The 21,585-nt window shown below is 70.4% G+C and carries 16 protein-coding genes; 12 read left to right on the forward strand and 4 right to left on the reverse strand.

What is annotated here, in order from left to right; genetic code table 11:
* Positions 1-7: 7 nt before the first annotated feature.
* Positions 8-1,297: an MFS transporter gene (locus tag ACTWP9_RS20890; protein ID WP_443247751.1), complete on the reverse strand. Its 1,290-nt coding sequence runs from the start codon at positions 1,295-1,297 to the stop codon at positions 8-10.
* A 108-nt stretch (positions 1,298-1,405) separates the two neighbouring features.
* On the opposite strand from ACTWP9_RS20890, the gene ACTWP9_RS20895 reads away from it, so the two are divergent.
* From ACTWP9_RS20895 to ACTWP9_RS20905, 3 genes are all read left to right on the forward strand, one after another.
* The gene (locus ACTWP9_RS20895) at positions 1,406-1,858 is read left to right on the forward strand and encodes a winged helix-turn-helix transcriptional regulator (protein ID WP_443247752.1); all 453 of its coding nucleotides are present in this window, start codon (positions 1,406-1,408) and stop codon (positions 1,856-1,858) included.
* A 211-nt stretch (positions 1,859-2,069) separates the two neighbouring features.
* Complete coding sequence (locus tag ACTWP9_RS20900; RefSeq protein ID WP_443247753.1) at positions 2,070-3,092, forward strand: ATP-binding cassette domain-containing protein; 1,023 nt, start codon at positions 2,070-2,072, stop codon at positions 3,090-3,092.
* Positions 3,089-3,907, forward strand: a complete 819-nt coding sequence (locus tag ACTWP9_RS20905) for an ABC transporter permease (protein WP_443247754.1) — start codon at positions 3,089-3,091, stop codon at positions 3,905-3,907. Before ACTWP9_RS20900 ends, ACTWP9_RS20905 begins: the two co-directional genes overlap by 4 nt.
* Here ACTWP9_RS20905 and ACTWP9_RS20910 read toward each other — a convergent pair.
* The 3 genes from ACTWP9_RS20910 to ACTWP9_RS20920 form a co-directional block, all read right to left on the reverse strand.
* Positions 3,888-7,031: an ATP-binding protein gene (locus ACTWP9_RS20910; protein ID WP_443247755.1), complete on the reverse strand. Its 3,144-nt coding sequence runs from the start codon at positions 7,029-7,031 to the stop codon at positions 3,888-3,890. The two genes, ACTWP9_RS20905 and ACTWP9_RS20910, sit on opposite strands and share 20 nt — an antisense overlap.
* A gap of 131 nt (positions 7,032-7,162) precedes the next feature.
* Positions 7,163-7,999, reverse strand: coding sequence for a hypothetical protein (locus tag ACTWP9_RS20915; RefSeq protein ID WP_443247756.1), 837 nt, complete (start codon positions 7,997-7,999; stop codon positions 7,163-7,165).
* A gap of 380 nt (positions 8,000-8,379) precedes the next feature.
* Entirely contained in the window at positions 8,380-10,029 is a 1,650-nt protein-coding gene (locus ACTWP9_RS20920; RefSeq protein WP_443247757.1) for an MFS transporter, read from the reverse strand.
* Between the two features lie 189 nt (positions 10,030-10,218).
* Here ACTWP9_RS20920 and ACTWP9_RS20925 point away from each other — a divergent pair, with 189 nt between their 5' ends.
* From ACTWP9_RS20925 to ACTWP9_RS20965, 9 genes are all read left to right on the forward strand, one after another.
* Positions 10,219-13,494 carry an AfsR/SARP family transcriptional regulator gene (locus ACTWP9_RS20925; RefSeq protein WP_443247758.1) on the forward strand — a complete coding sequence of 1,092 codons (3,276 nt, stop codon included), beginning with the start codon at positions 10,219-10,221 and terminating at the stop codon, positions 13,492-13,494.
* A gap of 86 nt (positions 13,495-13,580) precedes the next feature.
* Complete coding sequence (locus ACTWP9_RS20930; protein WP_443247759.1) at positions 13,581-13,796, forward strand: hypothetical protein; 216 nt, start codon at positions 13,581-13,583, stop codon at positions 13,794-13,796.
* Between the two features lie 557 nt (positions 13,797-14,353).
* Positions 14,354-14,677, forward strand: a complete 324-nt coding sequence (locus tag ACTWP9_RS20935; protein WP_443247760.1) for a hypothetical protein — start codon at positions 14,354-14,356, stop codon at positions 14,675-14,677.
* Complete coding sequence (locus ACTWP9_RS20940; protein ID WP_443247761.1) at positions 14,674-16,779, forward strand: bifunctional polysaccharide deacetylase/glycosyltransferase family 2 protein; 2,106 nt, start codon at positions 14,674-14,676, stop codon at positions 16,777-16,779. The genes ACTWP9_RS20935 and ACTWP9_RS20940 overlap by 4 nt, the downstream gene beginning before the upstream one ends.
* Positions 16,776-18,011, forward strand: a complete 1,236-nt coding sequence (locus ACTWP9_RS20945) for an LCP family protein (protein ID WP_443247762.1) — start codon at positions 16,776-16,778, stop codon at positions 18,009-18,011. The genes ACTWP9_RS20940 and ACTWP9_RS20945 overlap by 4 nt, the downstream gene beginning before the upstream one ends.
* 95 nt (positions 18,012-18,106) lie before the next feature.
* A complete protein-coding gene (locus ACTWP9_RS20950) occupies positions 18,107-18,676 on the forward strand; it encodes a hypothetical protein (protein ID WP_443247763.1) in 570 nt (189 codons plus the stop codon).
* Between the two features lie 241 nt (positions 18,677-18,917).
* A complete protein-coding gene (locus ACTWP9_RS20955) occupies positions 18,918-19,715 on the forward strand; it encodes a thymidylate synthase (RefSeq protein ID WP_443247764.1) in 798 nt (265 codons plus the stop codon).
* Complete coding sequence (locus ACTWP9_RS20960) at positions 19,712-20,215, forward strand: dihydrofolate reductase (protein WP_443247765.1); 504 nt, start codon at positions 19,712-19,714, stop codon at positions 20,213-20,215. The genes ACTWP9_RS20955 and ACTWP9_RS20960 overlap by 4 nt, the downstream gene beginning before the upstream one ends.
* A 345-nt stretch (positions 20,216-20,560) precedes the next feature.
* Complete coding sequence (locus tag ACTWP9_RS20965; protein WP_443247896.1) at positions 20,561-21,559, forward strand: inorganic phosphate transporter; 999 nt, start codon at positions 20,561-20,563, stop codon at positions 21,557-21,559.
* Positions 21,560-21,585 lie beyond the last annotated feature (26 nt).

Below are 21,585 nucleotides of genomic sequence, written 5' to 3' on the forward strand. Positions count from 1 at the left end.
GTGCCCGTCATTCAACGTTCGGCGAGAACGCCCAGCCTTCGCAGCCGGAGGCCATCTTGGCGGTGGGGTCCGGGGTGCTGTGTCGAGTGAACGCCCACAGTGCGAGCCCGAGGCAGCTGAAGGCGGCACCAAGTGCACATACGGCGCCCCAGCCGGCCACCGTGTAGAGGGAGGTCGCGGCGATGGCGCCGGTGGCGCTGCCGATCGAGTAGAAGACCATGTATCCGCCGATCAGCCGGCTGCCCGCGTCCGGGCGCAGCGTGTAGATCAGGGTCTGGTTGGTGACATGGACCGCCTGCACGGCGAGGTCGAGAAGGAGCACCCCGACGACCAGGGCCCAGAGCGAGTTGCGGGTGAAGGCCAAGGGCAACCACGAGGCGGCGAGGAGTGCCAGGGCGATGCCGGTGGTCCGCCGGGAGAGTCCGCGGTCGTTCAGGCGGCCCGCAACGGTCGCGGCCAGGGCACCGGCGACACCGATCAGCCCCAGTGCCCCGATCGCGCTGTGGGGCAGGAAGTACGGGGCCTCGCTGAGCGGCAGCGCGACGCTGCTCCACAGGGTGCTGAAGGCGGCGAAGATCAGCAGACCGAACAGGGCCCGGAGCCGTAGCAGTCGTTCCCGTGCGAACAGGGTGACCGTGGAGCGAAGGAGCTGTCCATAGCGCAGGGTTGTCGGCGAAGCGGCAGTGTGGCGCGGCAGCACCCGGTACAGGACCAGGGCGAGCAGTGCGGTGAGCGACGCCGAGGCGAGGTAGACGGAGCGCCAGCCCGCGAGATCGGCCATGAGGCCGGATGCGGTGCGGGCGAGCAGGATTCCGATGACCACGCCGCTGGTGACCAGACCGACGACCCGTCCGCGCCCGGCGGGAGGGGCCAGTGATGCCGCGAAGGCCACCAGCGTCTGCGTGACGACCGCGAGAAGCCCTGTCGCGGCCATGCCCGCGAGCAGGATCGCCGCCGTGCCGGCGGCGGCTACCACGGCCAACGCCACCATCAGGAGCAGCAGCTGGGCCACGATGAGCCGTCTGCGGTCGGCCACGTCGCCCAGCGGCACGAGGAGGAAGAGTCCCAGCCCGTATCCGACATGCGTGAGGGTGACCACGCTGCCGACAAGTGCCGGGCTCATGTCGAGGTCGTGGCCCATGGTCACCAGGAGCGGCTGGGAGAAGTAGACGTTGGCCACCGCGGCCCCACAGGCGACGGCGAACAGTATGACGACGCCGCGGGACAGGGCGAATGCGGAACCTTCCCCGCTTGGGGCCTCGGTCCGTGGTGTCACAGCCTCACCGTTGCCGGGCATCGGCACTCCTCCGGGTATCTGGTTTCATCTTGCTACCAATGGCGACGGCGACGGTAGGCCTTTTTGGTAGCATGTTGCAACCGATGTGAGAGTGAGGGACGTGACGCCATGGTGACCAGGACGCGTTTCGACGACAGCGAATGTCCCGTCGCCCGGTCGGTGGACGCGATCGGCGACTGGTGGTCCCTGCTGATCGTGCGGGACGCCTTCGACGGAAGCCGGCGCTTCGGGGAGTTCCAGCGCAGCCTCGGAGTCGCGAAGAACATCCTCACCGCGCGTCTGCGCACCCTGGTCGCCGGCGGTGTCCTCGAATCCGTCCCCGCCTCGGACGGCAGCGCCTACCGCGAGTACGTACTGACTCCGAAGGGCAAGGCGCTCTTCCCCGTCATCGTGGCACTGCGGCAGTGGGGCGAACAGAACTTCTTCGCCCCCGGCGAACCACACTCACAGTTGGTCGACCGCCGGCAGGGACAGCACCTCCGCGCACTGGAAGTGCTGTCTGCGGACGGGCGACGGCTGAACCCCGACGACACCACCGTCCACAAGGTCTCCACCCAGTGATACAGGCCGGCGACCCGGTGTCGGCACGCCGCTCTGCCGACGATTCCGAGGCCGCCGGTGCGCTGCGGAGCCCCGGCCGAGCTGTTCAGCGAGACCTCATCTGACGTAGAAGACGCGCTGACCAGCCCATTTCACCGTGCTGCCGGTTGGCGGCGGCTGACGAAACCGCGCTGAAAGGGCGTTGAGCGCGGCGCCCCGCAGACTCCGGGCCATGACGACAACGACCCGCGCATCCGCCATCGCAGCCACGGGGCTGCGGAAGTCCTTCGGGGACAAGCTGGTTCTCGACGGCATCGACCTGCACGTGCCCGCGGGCACGATCTTCTCCCTGCTCGGCCCGAACGGCGCCGGCAAGACCACCGCCGTCAAGATCCTCTCCACTCTCATCACCGCCGACGCCGGCAACATCCGCGTCGGCAGCCACGACCTGGCCGCAGACCCGCAGGCGGTACGCGCCGCGATCGGCGTCACCGGGCAGTTCTCCGCCGTCGACGGGCTGATCACCGGCGAGGAGAACATGCTCCTCATGGCGGACCTGCACCACCTGTCCAAGCGCGAGGGACGGCGGGTCGCCGCCGAACTGCTGGAGCGCTTCGACCTGGTGGAGGCCGCGAAGAAGCCCGCCCAGAGCTACTCCGGCGGTATGAAGCGCCGTCTCGACCTCGCCATGACCCTGGTCGGCAACCCGCGGATCATCTTCCTCGACGAGCCCACCACCGGCCTCGACCCGCGCTCCCGCCACAACACGTGGCAGATCATCCGCGAGCTCGTCTCCGACGGCACCACGGTCTTCCTCACCACGCAGTATCTGGAGGAGGCCGACGAGCTCGCCGACCGCATCGCTGTGCTCCACGACGGCAAGATCGCCGCCGAGGGCACCGCCGATGAGTTGAAACGCCTCATCCCGGGCGGGCACGTCCGGCTCCGCTTCTCCGACCCGGCCGCCTACCAGAACGCCGCCCCCGCGCTGCGCGAGGTCACCATCCCCCAAGCTCTCGGCTCCGCTCGAGCAGGGGGTGCCCCCATCGACGAGTCCCTCACATTGCAGATCCCCAGCGGCGGCAGCCAGCGCGAACTGCGCTCCATCCTCGACTGGCTGGACTCGGTCGGCATCGAGGCGGACGAGCTGACCGTGCACACGCCCGACCTCGACGACGTGTTCTTCGCCCTGACCGGCTCCAACGTCCCGAAGCAGCCCAACCAGCCCAACCAGCCCAAGGAGAACGTTCGATGAGCTCCCCCCTGGCTCCAGCCCGCCCGACCCGGATCTCCCTCGCCGTGCGCGACTCGTCCACGATGCTGCAGCGGAACCTGCTGCGCGCGCGGCGCTACCCGTCCGGGACGCTGAACCTGCTGCTCACGCCGGTCATGCTGCTGTTGTTGTTCGTCTACATCTTCGGCGACACCATGAGCGCCGGCATCGGGGGCGGCGGCGCGGACCGCTCCGAGTACATCGCCTACCTCGTGCCGGGCCTGTTGCTGATGACCATCGGCAGCACCACGATCGGCGCCGCGGTGTCCGTGGCCATGGATATGAGCGAGGGCATCATCGCCCGCTTCCGCACCATGGCGATCCACCGCGGTTCCGTGCTCATCGGGCACGTCGTCGGCAGTGTGCTGCAGTGCGTGCTGAGTGTGGTGTTCGTCGGGGCCATCGCAGTGGCCATCGGCTTCCGCTCCACGGATGCCACCGCCCTGGAGTGGATCGCCGCGTTCGGGCTGCTCGTGCTGTTCTCCCTGGCGCTCACCTGGATCGCGGTCGGGATGGGCCTGGTCAGCCCGAACGCCGAGGCGGCCAGCAACACCGCGATGCCGCTGATCTTCCTGCCGCTCATCTCCAGCACCTTCGTCCCCATCGACGCGATGCCGGGCTGGTTCCAGCCGATCGCCGAGTACCAGCCGTTCACCCCGGCCATCGAGACCCTGCGTGGCCTGCTGCTCGGCACCGAGATCGGCCACAACGGGTGGCTGGCGATCGCCTGGTGCCTGGGCCTGACCGTGCTCGGCTACCGCTGGTCCAAGGCGTCGTTCAACCGCGACCCGAAGTAGCCGACATGAGCACGCGGGCCGCCTCCCGCAGCTCGTCCCGCCCCAGGGCGGCGTACTCCGACACCGCGTCGGCGTACGCCGCCCCGTCGGCCTCCTCGGCGGCCCGCCGGGCACGGTCGGCGGACATCGTGGGGAACGTCTGCGGCACATGCATCCGCTCCGCCAGCGCCAGCAGCCGCACCGCCGACACGTCGTCGCCCGCGGCGAGCCGGACCAGGCCGAGGGCCAGCACGTCGGTGCCGGACACCGGGATCTCCCCGGGCGGGCGGGAGTCGTCGGCGAGCAGCGTACGCAGCCGGCCCTCCAACTCGGCCACCAGCCCGGCGACCGGCTCCAGCCGCCCCGCGTACGCGTGCGCCGCCACCGCGTAGGCTTCGATCGCCCGGGCCCACGCAACCATGGTGGGGTCGGCGGGCGGCGAGTCGCTCGCGCGTACCCGCTCCACGGCCGTCCGCCACCGCTTGAGGCCCAGCTCGGTCAGCCCGCGGGCCAGCGCGATCTCGGCCGATGCGGCCAGGTCGGTCGTGAAGGCCGAGATCTGCTCCGCCAACTGGCTCTGCTCCACCCGACGCAGCCACTCCTCGGCCTCGTCCGGTTCGCCGCGCTGCAGGCAGGCCAGTGCCAGCCCCCGGCGCAGGCCCGTCGTGGGCGACTGGTCGCTCAGGTGCTCCAAAGCGTCCAGCGCCGCCAGCAGATGCCGGTACGCCTCCTCGCCGAGACCGGCGTCCGCGCACAGCTCGCTGTTGCGGGAGTGGCCGAGCAGCCTGAGCGACGGGTTGGGCACGGCGTCGACCATGGCGAGCATCCGGCGGGCGGAGGACAGCGCACGCTCCGGCTCCTGCTCGTGCTCCCAGAGGTAGCTGGCCACGCACTCGGCGACGCCCGCCAGCAAGGGCGCGTCGCTCGCGCACAGTTCCTGCAGCGCCTCGTAGCCGGGCGGGCGCATGTCCGGAACGGCGCACAGCACGACGGCGAGCGCCCGCAGCAGCGTGTCCGGCTCCGCGGGCGGCAGCCGGCGCAGGGTGACGAGATGGCGCAGCCGGGGCGAGCCGTACCCCACGAACGGGGCGACGATGCAGGCGGCACAGAGGGCGCGGGTGACCTCGGTGTGCCGGGCGTCGGGGCGGTAGTGCGACAGCGGCGCCGCGGTGTCGGCGGCCAGGGTGAAGACCCGGTGGAAGCTGGCCGAGTCGGTGGTCCAGACGCCGGCCAGCACCGCGCCGGCCGCCGCGGTCGTGGCGTGGTCCTCGCGGGCGAGGGCGAACCGCAGGGCGAGCACGAGATTGTCCTGCTCCGCGCGCAGCCGCGCCCAGTGCCGCAGCGGCTCACGGCCGAACAACGCGTCGTGGTTGGCCAGCCCGAAGTCCCGTGCCCAGCCCAGGAACCGGTCGACGACCGCCTCCTCCTCGCCGGCCGCAGCCCGCCGGGCGGCGCTGAACTCCCGTACCGTCTCCAGCATATGGAAGCGGATCCCGGCCGCGGTGTCGGCGACCTTCAGCAGCGACTGATCCGCCAGCTGCTCCAGCAGGAACAGCGCGTCGCCGCCGTCACCCAGCAGGTGCTCCGCCGCCTCCTCGGTGAAGCCGCCCGGGAAGACCGACAGCGCCCGCAGCGCCGCCCGAGCGTCTTCCTCCAGCAGATTCCAGCTCCATTCCACGACCGCGTGCAGGGTGCGGTGCCGCTCGGGCGCGTCCCGGGTCCCGCCGCGCAGCAGCGCGAACCGGTCGCCGAGACGGCGGGCGATCTCCGGTACCGACAACACCCGCACCCGCGCCGCCGCCAACTCCACAGCGAGCGGCAGCCCGTCCAGCTGCCGGCACAGCTCCGCCACCGCGTCGCGCGGCAACTCGACACGGTGGCGCGCGGCCCGGGCCCGCTGCTCGAACAGCTCGATCGAGGTGGCCAGGCTCAACTGCGGCAGCTGGTACACCGCTTCCGAGCTCAGCCCCAGCGGCGCCCTGCTGGTGACCAGCACCCGCAGGTCCTTGGACAGCGCCACCAGCTCCCGCACCAGGTCGGCGGCGCCCCGGACGACCTGCTCGCAGTTGTCCAGCACCAGCAGCGCAGCTCCTGCGCCGAGGGAGGCGACGATCCCGGCGGGCACATCCGCGCCGCCGCCGTACGCCCCGACGCCACCGCGTGGCGCCTCCCCGCCGCCGAGCGCCGACGCCACCTCGCCGGCCACGTCCTCGTCCGTACGGACTCCGGCCAGCGAGATGAAGTGCACCACTCGCTGCCCCGCCTGTCGGCTGACGGCGTGCGCGAGCCGCGTCTTGCCAAGACCGCCGGGGCCGACGATCGAGACCAACCGCGAGGAGTGCAGCAGCCCCGCCACCGCCGCGAGATCCTCATCCCGCCCCAGCAGCGGATTCGGATCGTGCGACACCCCGTACCGGACCTCGGGCGCCTCGTCGTGCAGCAGCTCCTGATGTACGGCCTTGAGCCCGGCGCCCGGGTCGGTGCCGAGGTCGTCGCGCAGCTCGCGCCGGTACGCGTCGTAGCGGGCAAGCGCCGTCGATGGCCCGGCCGTTGCCGCCTCGGCGCGCAGCAACTCGGCCAGTACTTCCTCGTCGCGCGGGGCCCCGGCGAAGACCTCGGTCAGCGGCGCCATGGCCTCGCCCCGTCGCCCCAGCCGCGCGAGGGCGAGCGCACGGGAGCGTACGAGGGAGCCGTGGAGCGGCGCCCGCTCGGCCCGCAGCTCCGCCACCGGGTCGCCCGGCGCGGCGTCGGCGTCCGGGACCGCATCCCAGAAGGCGAGGCCCTCCTCCGCACTCGCCAGGGCGGCAGCATGATCCCCCGCCCGGGCGTGCCGGGTGCTCGCCTCGGCACACCGCACCACCGCCGAACTGTCGACCTGCTCCTCACCCAGCGCCAGCCGGTAGCCCGTCGGGGTGCTGACGACGACGTCGGCCCCGAGCTGCGAGCGGGCCCGGGACACCAGGATCCGCAGCGCGTTGGCCGGGTTGGCCGGCAGCTCGCCCTGCCACAGCCCGTCCACCAGCCGCGCGGTGCTGCAACCGGAACGCAGCTCGCCTGCGAGCAGCGCGAGCAGCCCGCGCAGCCGGGGCGCGGTGATCTCCCGGCCGCGGTAGGCCACGCGCGACAGGAGGATCAGGTCGGTCATCACTCGGTCAGGTTATCGACAGCTGGTGCTTGGGCGACTGCTCAGGCCGGGGACCGCCGGACCGGGTACGGGGGTTGGAGCCGCCATCAGCTTTGCTGTCCATCCTCCTCGCTTCCCTCGGATGTGCTTGCTCAGCGAGCTCCGATGTGAAGGGAGGCCGGCAGCGGGGTGGTGCATGTGGGGCATTTGTGCTGGATCTGGCGGAGCAGCCGGGTGAGGCTCTCGATACCTGGCGGGCCGAAGGAGGCTGTCATGGCGATCTCGGCGCTGATCCGGTAGGAGTCCTCGTTGCGGACATCCGTGAACCACCACAGCACCGGGGCGAGCGTGCCCAGTTGAGCTGGAAGCTCGTCCTCGTTCTGCATGGCCCAGCGGTAGAGGTCGGTCAGTTGCTTGAAGCGCTGTTCGGAGGGGGTGGGCTGCAGGCCGAACTCCGTACGGGCGATCTCGTCCCCGTGATCCAGCGAGGTCTGCTCTGCCTTGCTCCATTCCTCGTCGTGCCGGGGACGTGAGTCGAGGCGCCCGGCCGCCAGGTTCGTCAGGTAGGTGGACCAGCGCAGGGCACCGGGGTTGCCGTACACGTCTGCTTCGGGGTCGAGCCCATGTGCGAGGCCCCGTTCCATCGCCTCCAGCAGGCCCGCGTTCGTCACTGACATCCACGTCCCCGGATCGCCGAGCCCTCGGTCCCGCGCCGCTGACATCACTCCCGCGATCGCGGCCCAGCGCCGGAAGCCCGGCTCGAAGGCCGGGCCGTGCTCCCGTTGCAGGGCGCGGACCAGTTCCACGCGGTCTGCCATGGACATACGCTCCAGCTCGGCCAGGTCGCAGCGCAGCGTCGTCGCGCAGTCCCCTGCCGGGGCCTGTGCCTGGGCGGCCGAGGCGACCGGCACGGGTCCGGCCAGCATGGCCAGCAACGCCAGCGCCACCACGACGACCCGAGCCGACCATGACAGCTGACCCGTGTGCATGGGGCCCCCTCTCCAGGGACCGCCGTGTGAAGCCCCGTATGCCATTCCAGCAGCTCCTCCCCGAACTGCCCAGGGCGCACGTCGAGTCGGGAGAACAGCTGAACGCGCCATACGCCCCGGGGGGGGGGCCGATCCCGGGCGCCCCGTCCCTTGCCCGATGCGGCCTTGTCTCTCAGCACCACGACTGCTCCGGCAAAGGATCCCGGTCGCACCACATTGCGGCCCGGCCACCGACGAACGCGGCCCGGCGGAGCTCGCCCAGGGGGAGCGCATCGCCTCACTGGAGCTTGTCCAGCCGATCATGGGCCTGTCCGACGGCTGGCGCCCGCACCGATCCGCCGCTCCCTTGTGGGCGGGTGATGTTCAGGTTGCGCCACGCCTCAGCGGTTGTCCCCGGCAGTCACCGGTTCCGCCGTCGGCGCGGCCTCACCGGTGCCATCGGGCTCACCGGTGCCATCGGGCTCACCAGCGTCACCGGTGTCACCGACCTCACCGGCCTCCTCGTCCTCGGTACCGCCCACCGGCACGTGTCGTAGCAGCACCATGGCGGCGACAGCGATCACGGCCACGATTGCGCCCGCGGTGCCGGCTGCGAGGTTCAGCCCGTTGGTGAACGCCTCCCTGGCCTGCTCCAGGACGTGGGTGCCCAGCGAGTCGGACATGGCGTCGGCACCGGCGAGCGTGTCGCGTGCCGGGTGGGCGGCCGACTCCGGGAGGCCCGGCGGCAGAGCTTCGCCGATCCCGTCCTGGTACACGGCGGTGACGAGACTGCCGAGGCCGGCGATGCCCAGCGCGATGCCGAACTCCATCGCCGTCTCCGAAATCGCCGCGGCGGAACCGGCTTTTTGCGGTGGCGCCGAGCCGACGACCAGGTCCGTGCCGAGGACCATCATCGGGCTGATGCCGGTGTAGACGAGTACGAAGCCGGTCACCAACAGCGGCAGTCCGTCGGTGCTGTCGACCAGGCTGATCAAGGCGTAGCCCGACACCGAGAGGAACAGCGCGCCGCCGACGACGTACCCGGGGCGCACCTTGCCGGCGATCACGGGCGTCAGCGAGGAGGCCACGATCAGTGCCGCGGCTGCGGGCAGCAGCCACAGCCCCGCCGTGATCGGTGAGAGGCCCTCCACCAACTGGAGGTACTGCGTGATGAACAGATACAGCCCGCCCATCAGGCCGAGACCGAGCAGCAGCACCAGCAGCGCGGTGGTGAACGCCCGGTTCGAGAACAGCCGCAGATCCAGCAGCGGATCGGCCAGCTTGCGCTGGCGCAGGACGAACAGCACGCCGAAGACCGCGCCGATCAGCAGTATGACGACAGCCTGGGCGTCAACGCCGTGCTCGGCCAAGCGCTTGATGCCGTAGATCACCGGCAGCACCGTCACCAGGGACAGCACCACGCTGGTCGTGTCGATACGGCCGGCCTGCGTGTCCTTGTACTCGGGGATCAGCAACGGCGTCGCCACCACAAGCACCACCATCACCGGTACGGCGAGCAGGAAGACCGAACCCCACCAGAACCACTGCAGCAGCGCACCGCCCAGGACTGGGCCGACGGCGATACCGACGGAGAAGCAGGTCACCCACACGCTGATCGCGACCCCGCGCTGCCGGGGGTTGTTGAACATGTTGCTGATCAGGGCCAGCGTCGAGGGCATCAACGTCGCGCCGGTGATGCCGAGCAGCGAGCGGGCCGCGATCAGCATCTCCGGGCTGGTGGACTTCGCGGCGAGGACCGAGGCCAGGCCGAAGCCGAGCGCCCCGATCATCAGCAGCCTTCGACGGCCGATGCGGTCGCCCAGCGTGCCCATGGTCACCAGGAATCCGGCGATCATGAATCCGTAGATGTCGACCGTCCACAGCAGTTCGGTGCTGGTGGGCTTGAGGTCCGCGCTGATGTGTGGGACCGCAAGGTTCAGCACGGTTGCATCGAGGGCCAGCAGGATCGTGGGGAGCGTGAGCACGAAGAGCCCGAGCCACTCCCGGGGCCCGGCCCGCAGATCCGCGGGGGCCTGAGCTTCTGTCGTCATGTGAACTCTCCATGGTTCGTGAACCGTCTGCGCCCTTGGTGGTTCGGGGCAGGGGGAACGGGGATGAGGGCACGGTGGTGCACAGGTCCCAGCTTGCGTCGGGGCACTCACCACCGGCTCACCACCGGCTCACCACCGGCTCACGGCCGACTCCCGGTACCCCACGGGGGCTGCATTACCGTTGCGCCCATGCGATTCGGCGTGCTGGGGCCACTGGCCGTCTGGGGGGCGGACGGCAGCCCGGTCACCGTGCCAGGACTCAAAACCCGGGCGCTGCTGGCCGCACTGCTGTCGTACGAGGGGCGCCCGGTGTCCGCGGACCGGCTCGCAGACCAGCTGTGGGAGGAGGGAGAGCTGCCGGGAAATCCTTCCGCAGCCCTGCAGACCAAGGTCTGGCAGTTGCGGAAGGTGTTCGAGGAGGCGGAAGCGGGCGGCCGTGAGCTGCTGATGCTGCGCGACGACGGCTATCTGCTGCGTACGGAACCCGAGAGCGTCGACATGGATCGGTTCGCAGCCCTTACGGCGCGGGCCCGGGCTGCCGAAGCGCCGCGCACCCGCGCAGCGCTCCTGTCGGACGGCCTGGCACTGTGGCGGGGCACGGCGTTCTCCGGCTTCGAGGACGCCGCATTTGCCCGCCCGGTCATCACCCGCCTCGAAGAAGCCCGCCTCGCCGCCCTCGAAGCACTCGCCGAGACCCGGATCGGACTGGGCGAACACCTCGACGTGGCGGGAGAACTGCACGAGCTCGTCGTGCGCCACCCGCTGCGCGAGCGGTTGCGGGCCCTCCATATGCGCGCTCTGTACGCCGCCGGCCGGGTGGGCGAAGCACTGGCCGGCTACCAGGAGCTGCGGACCCGGTTCGCCGACGAACTGGGCCTCGACCCCGGCCCCGAACTCACCGCTCTGCACCAGGCGATGCTGGAGCAGGACACGCAGCTGAGAACACCCACCGGCGACGCGGCCCCGCTGCGCCGCACTGTCTCGAACCTGCCCGCTCCACTGACCGAGTTGGTCGGCCGCCAAGAGGCGGTGGCCGAGGTGAAGGGCCTGCTCGCCACCGCGCGGCACGTGACGCTCACCGGCTCCGGCGGCGTCGGCAAGACCAGGCTCGCACTGGAGACCGCAACCCAGCTCGCCGCTGACTTCCCCGACGGCGCCTGGCTGGTGGAGCTCGCGGCGCTGGGCCGTACCGGCAGCGCGAAAGCGGTGGACCCGGTGGCGGAAGCCGTCATGACGGCGCTCGGCATCCGGGAGGAACCGCGGTCCGCGGCCCCCGGCACGAACAGGCCCTCCTCACCCGCCGAGCGTCTCGCCGGGGCGCTCGGCGGCAAGCGGCTACTGCTGCTCCTCGACAACTGCGAGCACATCGTCGACGCGGTCGCCGAACTGGCGGCGCTGCTGCTGAAGCGCTCCCCGGGCCTGCGCCTCCTGGCCACCAGCCAGGAACCGTTCGGCATTCCCGGCGAGGTGGTCCGGGCGGTGCCCCCGCTGGCGCTGCCCGACCCGGCCCGCGAGTCGGGACTCGACGAGGTGGCACGCTCCAGCGCCGTCGAGCTGTTCGTCGCGCGGGCAGCCGCCGCGGCACCCGGCTTCGCGCTCGACGCCGGCAACGCCCGGGACGTGGCGGTGATCTGCCGTCGGCTCGACGGAATTCCCCTGGCGCTCGAACTGGCCGCCACCCGGGTGCGCGCGCTCGGCGTACGAGAGTTGGTCCACCGCCTCGACGACCGCTTCCGGCTCCTCGCTACCGGCTACCGGGGCGCCCCGCCCCGCCAGCAGACACTCCGAGCCATGATCGACTGGAGCTGGGACCTGCTGACCTGTCCCGAGCGTGCCGTGCTGCGCCGCCTCGCCGCCCATGCCGAGGGATGCACCCTTCAGGCGGCGGAGGCTGTCTGCGCCGCGGGAGGTGTGGACCCTCACGACGTTCTCGATCTGCTCGCCCGCCTGGTGGACCGTTCGCTGGTCGTCATGGACGACAGCGGCGACGAACCCCGCTACCGGCTCCTCGAATCCGTCGCGGACTACGGCCTCGCCCGCCTGGACGAGGCCGGCGAGAGCGAGGAGGTACTGCGGCGCCACCGCCGGTACTACACCGAACTCGCCGAGCGCACAGCCCCGCTGATGCACGGCCCCGACCAGCGACACCAACTGCGCCTCTTGGACGCGGAGACCGCCAATGTCCGCCGGGCGCTCGACCACGCGGTACAGCACGGTGCCGTCGAGGACGCTCTGCGGCTGGTCAACGCTCTGACCTGGTACTGGTTCCTGCGTGGCCGACTCCGGGAGGCGGGAAGGTCACTGGAGGCGGCGCTCGCCGCGGCAGAACGCACCGAGACCGCCCGGAACCCGAAGGCCGCTGCGTCCCTGTGGGCCCAGGCCCGGGCGTGGCGCGCGGGGTTCGCCGTCCTCGTCGGCGACGGCACCGAGCGGACGCAGTACAGCCGCGTCGCCGTGGAGCTGTCCCGGGAAGTGACGGACCGGCGCGAGCGGGCCGGAGCACAGTGGTTCCTCGGCTTCGCCCTGTTCGGCGTCGGCGACCAGGCCGCCAGCGAGGAACTCATCGAACAGGCGCTCGAAGAGTTCCAGGCCCTCGGCGACACCTGGGGAACCGCTGCGGCGCTGAGCGTACGGGCCAACCAGGCACATGTGCGCGGCGATCTCACCCGGCTCGCGCACGACGGACAGCGCAGCGCGCAGCTCTTCTCCGAACTGGCCGACAGCTGGGGGCAGTTGCAGACCATCGAACCGCTCGCCTCGCTGGCCGAGATGGCCGGTGACTACGCACGCGCGGCGAAACTCCATCAAGAGGGGCTGCGCCTGGCCGAGGACCTCGGATTGTGGCCGGAGGCCGCAGACCGGCTGACCAGCGTGGGCAGCACCGCCATGCTCACCGGTGACCACGCCAGGGCACGGGAGTTCCATCAGCGGGCGCAGCGTCTCGCCGCCGAGCACAGCTTCAAGCCGGGAGAGATCCACGCCGAGGTCGGCCTCGGCCTCGGTGCTCGCCGCGAAGGACGGCTCGAGTCCGCCGAGGCCCACATGCGCCACGTGCTGCGGTGGCAGACCACGATGTCCTTCGAACCCGGCCGCGCGCTCGCCCTGGCAGAGCTCGGCTTCATCGCCGAACAGCGCGGCGACGCGGACCAGGCATTGCGCCTGCACCAGGACGGCTGGACCTCGGCCCGCAACACGGGAGACCCCCGGGCGATGGCACTGGCCCTGGAGGGCCTGGCAGGCGCCCACACCCTCGCGGGGCGCCACACACACGCCGCCGTGCTCCTCGGCGCCGCGCACGCGGCGAGGGACTCCGTGGGCATGCCGCTTCCCCCGGCCGAACGAGGCGATGTCGACCGGATCACGAAGGCGATACGGCAGCACCTGGACGAGGACGCCTACCGGACCGCGTACCGGTGCGGCAGCGCGCTGACCCCCGAAGAGGTACTGTCCGCACAACCCGGCTGACCCGCCCGCCCCTGGCGTGTCCCACCCCCTCACAGGCCGGGATGGCGCGCCTGGGCGCGCGGGGGACAGGGCGCCGGGAGGGGGCAATGCGCACACTGTCCGGTGTCGCGGAGGTGTGTGAGGCCGCCGAGGAGACGTGGGACGAGTACGACCGCCGCAGCGGAACCGCGGCAGTCACGCTGGCCGCCCCGCATGTCGGCCGTCGCCCCACAGGCGGCCGGCACGGGCTGGACTGGATGTCCCAACTGCCCATCTGCCGCCTGGCGGATAACGTCGACAGCTTCTCCGGGAATGGCAGCTGAACTCTGCTGAGGGCATGCTATTCGCGCGGCCGAGGCCGAATGCAAGATCGGGATATCGACCGCCGATGAAGTAGCCATGTCCGCTGTATTTCCGTCTCCTTTCCTGTCGTACTGGCCGTAGTGCTGTTCCCGCCGTAGTGCCGTTCCCGCGCACCACGTTCCCGCCGTACCGCGTTACCGAGGCCCGGAATGGGACGGAGGCGGGACCGAAGCGGTTCCGTGTCGACGGTGCGACGGGCGGACGAACTCCGCTCCATGCTGGTACGACCCTGCTGACCTGCGAAAATCCCGCCCGCCGCAGGCTACTTGGGTGGAATCGGGTGAACAGGGAGAACCCGACTTCGCGGGAAGGTGATCGCCGGTGCCCCATCTCGCCGCCGGTCATGTCAACCGCGTCTACGCGCGGTGATGCGCTCTTGCTCAGGGGCGAATAGGTCTGGTTAAACTCAGCCTTCATGCAGCACACCCCCCACGGTACGACGCAGAACAAGCAGGGCAACTGCCCGATATTCATTGAACATTCAGGTAAACGCAGGAGGGTGCTCCGGCCTATTGCCGTGGCACTCGGAACTGCCTGCGGCGCGTATTTGATGTTCGTCGCGGTTGTCCTCGCCGGGATCTGGCAGCCCGCCGGGCAGCAGCAGCCTCCCCGCACCGGCGAGGCCGTCCCCACCGGCCCCGCACAGCAGGGGAGTGCCCCGCGCAGCGGCACCGATCTCAGCGACACCGAACGGGGCGCCGCCGCGCGGCACGGCACCGACCGTGCGGACGACCCTCGGCGGGACACCGGCGCCGGGGCCGAACGGCGCGAGTCCGGCTCCCGGCCGCCCTTCCGTACCCCGTCCCCCGTCGAGTCGCCGCAGCCGGCCCTCCGCGGATGAGCGCCCGGCACGCACTGCGCCGTCCCCCACGCGGGCACTGGGTGCTGTTACTGCTCGTCCTCACGGTCGTCATCGTCACTCTCCTCTTCGAAGGCTGGACCACGCACGAAGTCGACGCCGCCCGCACCAAACGTCCCTGCGCCGAGCCCATACCGCGCAGAGCCGACACCGGGCAGCCGGTCCTGAGATTCACCGGGGACGGCGTGGAGACGGCCGCCATGCCCGCGCATACGGCGGCCCTCACCTTCAACGGCGGTCCGGACCCCGTCCGGACCCCGCGGCTGCTCGATCTGCTGGCCGCACACCGCGCCCGCGCCACCTTCTTCGTCTACGGCAAACAGGCCGCCCGGCACCCGGAACTGATGCGGCGGATCCGTGCGGACGGACACGAGATCGGCTCGTACACCTACACCGGCGGCGACCTGGGTGCCGCGTCGCCGTTACGGGCCCGCATGGAGCTGTCGTTGACGCAGACAGCGCTGGCCGGCACGGCGGGTGTGCGCACCCGGCTGCTGCGGCTCCCGCACACCACCGCGGCGGACACGCTGTGCGGCCCGGAATGGTCCGCGGCCCGGCGCGCCGCCAAGCAGGGCTATCTGGTCGTCGCCGCAGACCGGAAGAGCCGCAAGCCCGGCGACGGCGTCGTACGCCAGTTCAGCCACACCGACCTCGGCTACCGCGAGGCGCGGGCGCTGCTGCGCGACCGGCACGTGGAGAGGTTCACCACCGTCTCGGCCGGGCTCGGGCAGCTCTCTTTCACCACGCCCGCGCCGCTCCCCGAACGGATGAAGGGAGAGGGCCTGATCCGTGCCCAGCAACTCGGCCGGATCTTCTCCCGGGCGATGGCCTGGGCACTGGTCGTGGCGGGCGTGCTCGGGCTGCTGCGGCTGGCGATGCTGGCCTGGTTCGCCCGCCTCCACGTCCGCCGCCGCGGCCGGTGGCGACCCGGCGCACCGCGGTTGCGCGAGGTGACCGGCCCGGTGACCGTGCTCGTCCCCGCGCACAACGAGGAGGCGGGCATCGGCGCCACCGTGCACTCGCTGCTCGCCTCCACCTACCAGGAGCTGCAGATCATCGTCATCGACGACGGCTCGACGGACAGCACGGCAACGGTCGTGGACGGCATCACCGACCCACGCGTCACCCTCGTGCGCCGGCCCAACACCGGCAAGCCGGGTGCGCTCAACACCGGGCTGGCGCACGCGCGGCACGACATCGTGGTGATGGTCGACGCCGACACCGTCTTCGAACCGGACGCGCTCCACCGTCTCGTCCAGCCGCTCGCCCACCCCGCCATCGGAGCCGTCAGCGGGAACACGAAGGTCGGCAACCGCCGCCACCTGCTGGGCAAATGGCAGCACCTGGAGTATGTGCTGGGCTTCAACCTGGACCGGCGCATGTTCGAGGTGCTGGAGTGCATGCCGACCGTCCCCGGCGCCATCGGCGCTTTCCGGCGCGACGCGCTGATGGGCGTCGGCGGCGTCAGCGAGGCCACCCTCGCCGAGGACACCGATCTGACGATGGCGCTGTGGCGGGCCGGGTGGCGCGTCGTCTACGAGGAGTCCGCCGTCGCGTGGACGGAAGTCCCGGACAACCTGCGACAGTTGTGGCGGCAGCGTTACCGCTGGTGCTACGGCACCCTCCAGTCGATGTGGAAGCACCGGCACGCCGTACGCGAGGTCGGGCCGGCCGGCCGGTTCGGCCGCCGCGGGCTGAGCTATCTGGCGCTCTTCCAGGTCGTACTGCCACTGTTCGCCCCGGTCGTCGACGTTTTCGCGCTGTACGGCGTGTGCTTCCGCGACCCGACAGAGGCAATCGCCGTCTGGCTGGGATTCCTCGCCGTGCAGATGGCCACCGCCGGATACGCGCTGTGGCTGGACGGGGAGCGGCAGCGTGCCCTGTGGTCGCTCCCGCTCCAGCTGTTCGTCTACCGGCAGTTGCTGTACCTGGTCGTCATCCATTCGGTGATGACGGCCTTGCTCGGCTCGCGCCTCAAGTGGCACCGCATACAACGCACCGGCACCGCCGATCCGTACCAGATGGAGGCAGCGGCGGCCGAGCGCGGCCTGCTGCCCCAAGGACCGAGGGGAGAACTACCATGACCCACCCGCTCGACGTCCCCGGTGTCCCCGGTGTCCCCGATGTGCCTGACGCCCTTGGTGCCCCCGACGAGCCCGACGCCCCCAACCCGCCCGTCGAGATCGAGAGTGAGCCGAGGGCCGCGGCCGTCGCGTCCGGCCGTCCCGCCCCGCCCGTGCTCGGCGCCCGACGCGAGGTGTACGGCTGGCGGGGCACCGCGCTGGTGCGCATGCGCACGCCCGCGCAGAGACACGCCCGTCCGCGGCGTCGCCACCGGGTGCTGCGGCCGGCGCTCGCGCTGCTGGTCGCCATGCTGGCCACCGCCTGCGGCACCTACACCTGGGCGGAGACCGAGCTGAACCGGGAGGTGAACCTCGGCGCCTTCGGCGGGCGCCACCCGGCGGGGGAGGGGACCAACTACCTGATCGTCGGCTCCGACAGCCGCGAGGGCCTCTCCGACACCGACGTGCGGGATCTGCACGCGGGCGGCGGCGGAGGCCGCCGGACGGACTCGATGATCGTCCTGCACAAGGGTGCGCACGGCACGGTGATGGTCAGCCTGCCGCGCGACTCGTGGGTCACCATCCCCGGCTTCCACAACCCGGTCACCGGCAAGCAGGTCCCACCTGCCAAGAACAAGCTGAACGCCGCGTTCGCGTACGGCGGTCCGGAACTGCTGGCCCGCACGGTCGAACACAACACCGGCCTGCGGATCGACCACTACGCGGAGATCGGCTTCGCCGGCTTCGTGAAGATCGTCGACGCGGTCGGCGGGGTCCGGCTCTGTCTCGACCGGGACATCAAGGACGAGAAGTCCGGAGCCGACCTGAGACGCGGCTGCCAGACGCTGCACGGCCGGGAGGCGCTCGCCTTCGTCCGGCAGCGCCACCAGGAAGCCGAGGGCGACCTCGGCCGCTCCCGCAATCAGCAGCGTTTCCTCTCGGCACTGGCGCACAAGGCCGCCAGGCCGGGCACCGTCCTTGACCCGTCGCAGCTCTACCCGGCACTTCACGCGGGCCTGGAGACGCTTGTGGTGGACCAGGACATGGATCTGCGGCGGCTGGTCGAGATGTTCCGTTCGGTGCAGGGCGCGGGTGGCAGCAAACCGCAGCGGGTCACCGTGCCGGTGGACGCGGTGGGACTCCCCACGTCCAAGGGCAACGTCATCCGCTGGGACGCCGAACGCTCCGCCCGACTGTTCCGGCAGCTCCGTCAGGATCACCCGGTGACCGTCACTGGCGGACGCCGCGGCTGACCGGGGCCCGGGTGCGCCGTTGGCGTACGGGCCTCGACGGCCGCGCGCAGTTGGTCACGCCCACCGGCTACCCCTGCCATGGGGTCACCTCACTGGTGCGGACCGCCGACTGCACCAACGCCAACGACCCGTCGATCGCTCTCCTGCAGCGCATCAGCGAGAACGGCGACGCGTCACGTCAACTCCTGACCGGGCCCGATGGTTCCCGGCACGCCAAAACGCTGGTCGACAACAAGTGGCAGACGCCAGGCCCCCAGCCGCTCGACGACGCCAAGTGGCCGGCCGCCGTCATCACTGCAGCCACCATGGACCGGACCGGCCACCCGAAGGAGTCGGCGGCAGCGGCGGCCAACGTCATCAACGCCGGGTCGACCGAGTACGGCGACGAGGGGAAGACGAGCGACTACGAGAAGGAACAATATCCGGGAGCGAACGGGCAGATTCAGATCCAGTCACAACAGGATGTGACGGATCTCAACAGCTGTGGAAGATCGTCGCCCCGCAGCAAGGCGGTCGGCTGGACAACTTCGACGACGAGATGGCCACCGCCTTCAACCGCGGCAAAACAGCCAACTGACGACAACAGCGGGCACCGACTGAGAATCCGGACGGCTCAGTTGACGCTGCCGAAAAACACCCGGACAGACGGCGGTGCCTCCCGCTGACGAAGGCGGCACCGAAGGCTGACCCCAAGGGCACCGCCGCCCGGCAGCCCCGTTCGGCCGCAACTACCGGATTTCTACAGCCAGCCGGCCCGAGGTGCGTCACGGGCTCCACGGCTGCTGCTCCGAATTGTGAACCAGCGCCGACCGATCCGCGAATTCAGACTTGCCAGTACTCCCGGAGACTCTGCTCCAGCTGCGGGCCGTCGAGTCCGCGTTCAGGTGGCCAGTAGACTCGACGGCTGTGGCGGACACCCAGTACGAAGACCTGTTGCGGCTGGTGCTCACGTCCGGGACGGCCAAAGCCGACCGGACGGGCACCGGAACCCGGAGTATCTTCGGGCACCAACTACGCTACGACCTCTCGCAGGGGTTCCCGCTGGTCACCACCAAAAAGGTGCATCTCAGGTCCATCGTGTACGAGCTGCTGTGGTTCCTGCGTGGCGACTCGAACGTCGGCTGGCTGCATGAGCACGGCGTCACCATCTGGGATGAATGGGCCGACGCGAACGGCGAACTCGGCCCGGTGTACGGCGCGCAATGGCGCTCCTGGCCCACCCCCGACGGCAGGCACGTCGACCAGATCAGCGAGGTTCTCGACACCCTGCGCCGCGACCCGGACTCCCGCCGGATGATCGTCTCCGCCTGGAACGTCGCGGAGCTGGACAAGATGGCACTCGCGCCGTGTCACGCCTTCTTCCAGTTCTACGCCGCCGACGGCAAACTTTCCTGCCAGCTGTACCAGCGCAGCGCGGACCTGTTCCTCGGCGTCCCGTTCAACATCGCCGGCTACGCCCTGCTCACGCACATGGTGGCGCAGCAAGCCGGCCTCAAACCGGGCGACTTCATCTGGACCGGCGGCGACTGCCACATCTACGACAATCACGTCGAGCAGGTGACCGAGCAGCTCTCGCGCACCCCGTTCGAGTTTCCCAGGTTGCGCCTGCACAAAGCCGACTCGCTTTTCGACTACGCCCACGACGATGTGATGGTGCTCGACTACCAGCACCACCCGGCCATCAAAGCTCCGGTCGCGGTGTGAACGTCGGGCTCATCTGGGCGCAGACCCCCGATGGCGTGATCGGCGCGAACAACGCGATTCCGTGGCGACTTCCTGAGGACATGGTGCATTTCAAGGCAACCACCCTCGGGCACCCAGTGGTGATGGGGCGCAAGACATGGGATTCGCTGCCTCCGCGATTCCGCCCGCTGTCCGGCAGGCGCAACATCGTGGTGACTCGCGATCCACAATGGGTGGCCGAAGGCGCGGAACGTGCCGGGTCCATCGCCAAGGCTCTGGAACTCGCAGCCGAGCCGTTGGAGCCGCCCGCCCCAACCGCGGCATGGGTGATCGGCGGCGGTGAAATTTACCGTGCCGCCCTGGGATACGCCACGACGCTTTCGGTGACTGAAGTCGACTCGACGGCCGACGGCGATATCTACGCCCCGACACCGGACCCGACGTGGAAAGTCGCCGAGGACAAGGGCTGGCAATCCTCGACGTCCGGGCTGCGCTACCGCATCCGCACATACACACGGTGATGGTTAACTCACAACCCTGATTCACTTGATTCACTTCCGAAACACGCTTCCGAAACAGGCCCTGCTGGCCACGCCACCGCAAGCCCAGCACCGGTCCGGCACCCTCATTCGTCCCTGAAGCCCTCAGCTCCACCGGTGCCGGGCCCACAGTCACGGGCCGGCACCACCCCGGCTACCTGCGGCCATACGAGGCATCCGCTCACAGCAAGCCGTCCCACCGCCAAACGGGCATGCCTTCGCGCTCGGGTCGATGCCCGACTGGCGAGTCGCCGTTCCCCGGTCTGCCGTATCGGCCATGGTTCGGTAGGCAGAGAGGGTGCCGGACAGAAAGGCGTGGCCGTACCCATGGAACTTGCTGGGGTCATTGCGATCATCGTCGTCGCGTTGATCTTCGACTTCACCAACGGTTTCCACGATGCGGCGAATGCGATCGCCACCTCCGTCTCCACCAGGGCACTGACTCCCCGGGTCGCCCTGGCGATGGCGGCGGTCATGAATCTCATCGGGGCCCACATGGGCACGGGCGTGGCCAAGACAGTGGGCAGCGGGATCATCGAGACGCCCACCGGCAGCGGTGGTCTCACCATCGTCGCCTCCGCCCTGGTGGGGGCGATCGGCTGGAATTTGCTCACCTGGAGACTCGGGCTGCCCACCTCCTCCTCGCACGCGCTCATCGGCGGCCTCATCGGTGCCGCACTGGCCGCCGTCAGCGGGGTGCAATGGATGGGCGTCCTGGAAAAGGTCGCTGTGCCGATGCTGCTCTCCCCGCTCCTGGGCTTCCTCCTCAGCTATGTGGTGATGGTGGGGATCCTGTGGCTGTGCCGACGTGCGAACCCGCGCAAGGCCGGAAGACGGTTCCGCTTCCTGCAGACACTTTCGGCCGCCGCGATGGGCCTGGGACACGGCCTGCAGGATGCCCAGAAGACGATGGGTGTGATTGTGCTGGCCCTGGTCACCGCGGGATACCAGAGCGGGTTCGAGGTGCCCGAATGGGTGATCTTCTCCGTAGCTGCTGCGATGGCGCTGGGTACCTACAGTGGAGGTTGGCGGATCATCCGCACTCTTGGGAGGCGCATCGTGCAGCTCGATCCTCCCCGAGGCTTCGCCGCAGAGGCGACCGCCTCGACGGTCCTGTATGCCACCGCGTTCATCTGGAAGGTACCCATCTCCACCACGCAGACCATCACCTCAGCCGTGATGGGCGCGGGGGCCACCCGGCGCTTCTCCGCCGTGCGCTGGGGCGTCGCCCGCAATATCGTGATCGCCTGGGGTTCGACCCTGCCCGGGGCGGGTCTTGCCGCCGCAGCAGTCTTCTGGATCTTGCACCACCTCCTCGGAATCTGAGCCGCATCTTCCCCTCGGAGACGGTC

The organism is Streptomyces sp. 3N207 (assembly GCF_052246355.1).
Taxonomy (GTDB): Bacteria; Actinomycetota; Actinomycetes; order Streptomycetales; family Streptomycetaceae; genus Streptomyces.

Coding starts and splice junctions, on each gene's coding strand:
- ACTWP9_RS20895 (WP_443247752.1), top strand. CDS start 1,406: ATGGTGACCAGGACGCGTTTCGACGACAGCGAATGTCCCGTCGCCCGG.
- ACTWP9_RS20925 (WP_443247758.1), top strand. CDS start 10,219: ATGCGATTCGGCGTGCTGGGGCCACTGGCCGTCTGGGGGGCGGACGGC.
- ACTWP9_RS20930 (WP_443247759.1), top strand. CDS start 13,581: ATGCGCACACTGTCCGGTGTCGCGGAGGTGTGTGAGGCCGCCGAGGAG.
- ACTWP9_RS20910 (WP_443247755.1), bottom strand. CDS start 7,031: ATGACCGACCTGATCCTCCTGTCGCGCGTGGCCTACCGCGGCCGGGAG.
- ACTWP9_RS20890 (WP_443247751.1), bottom strand. CDS start 1,297: ATGCCCGGCAACGGTGAGGCTGTGACACCACGGACCGAGGCCCCAAGC.
- ACTWP9_RS20965 (WP_443247896.1), top strand. CDS start 20,561: ATGGAACTTGCTGGGGTCATTGCGATCATCGTCGTCGCGTTGATCTTC.
- ACTWP9_RS20905 (WP_443247754.1), top strand. CDS start 3,089: ATGAGCTCCCCCCTGGCTCCAGCCCGCCCGACCCGGATCTCCCTCGCC.
- ACTWP9_RS20945 (WP_443247762.1), top strand. CDS start 16,776: ATGACCCACCCGCTCGACGTCCCCGGTGTCCCCGGTGTCCCCGATGTG.
- ACTWP9_RS20915 (WP_443247756.1), bottom strand. CDS start 7,999: ATGCACACGGGTCAGCTGTCATGGTCGGCTCGGGTCGTCGTGGTGGCG.
- ACTWP9_RS20900 (WP_443247753.1), top strand. CDS start 2,070: ATGACGACAACGACCCGCGCATCCGCCATCGCAGCCACGGGGCTGCGG.
- ACTWP9_RS20920 (WP_443247757.1), bottom strand. CDS start 10,029: ATGACGACAGAAGCTCAGGCCCCCGCGGATCTGCGGGCCGGGCCCCGG.
- ACTWP9_RS20940 (WP_443247761.1), top strand. CDS start 14,674: ATGAGCGCCCGGCACGCACTGCGCCGTCCCCCACGCGGGCACTGGGTG.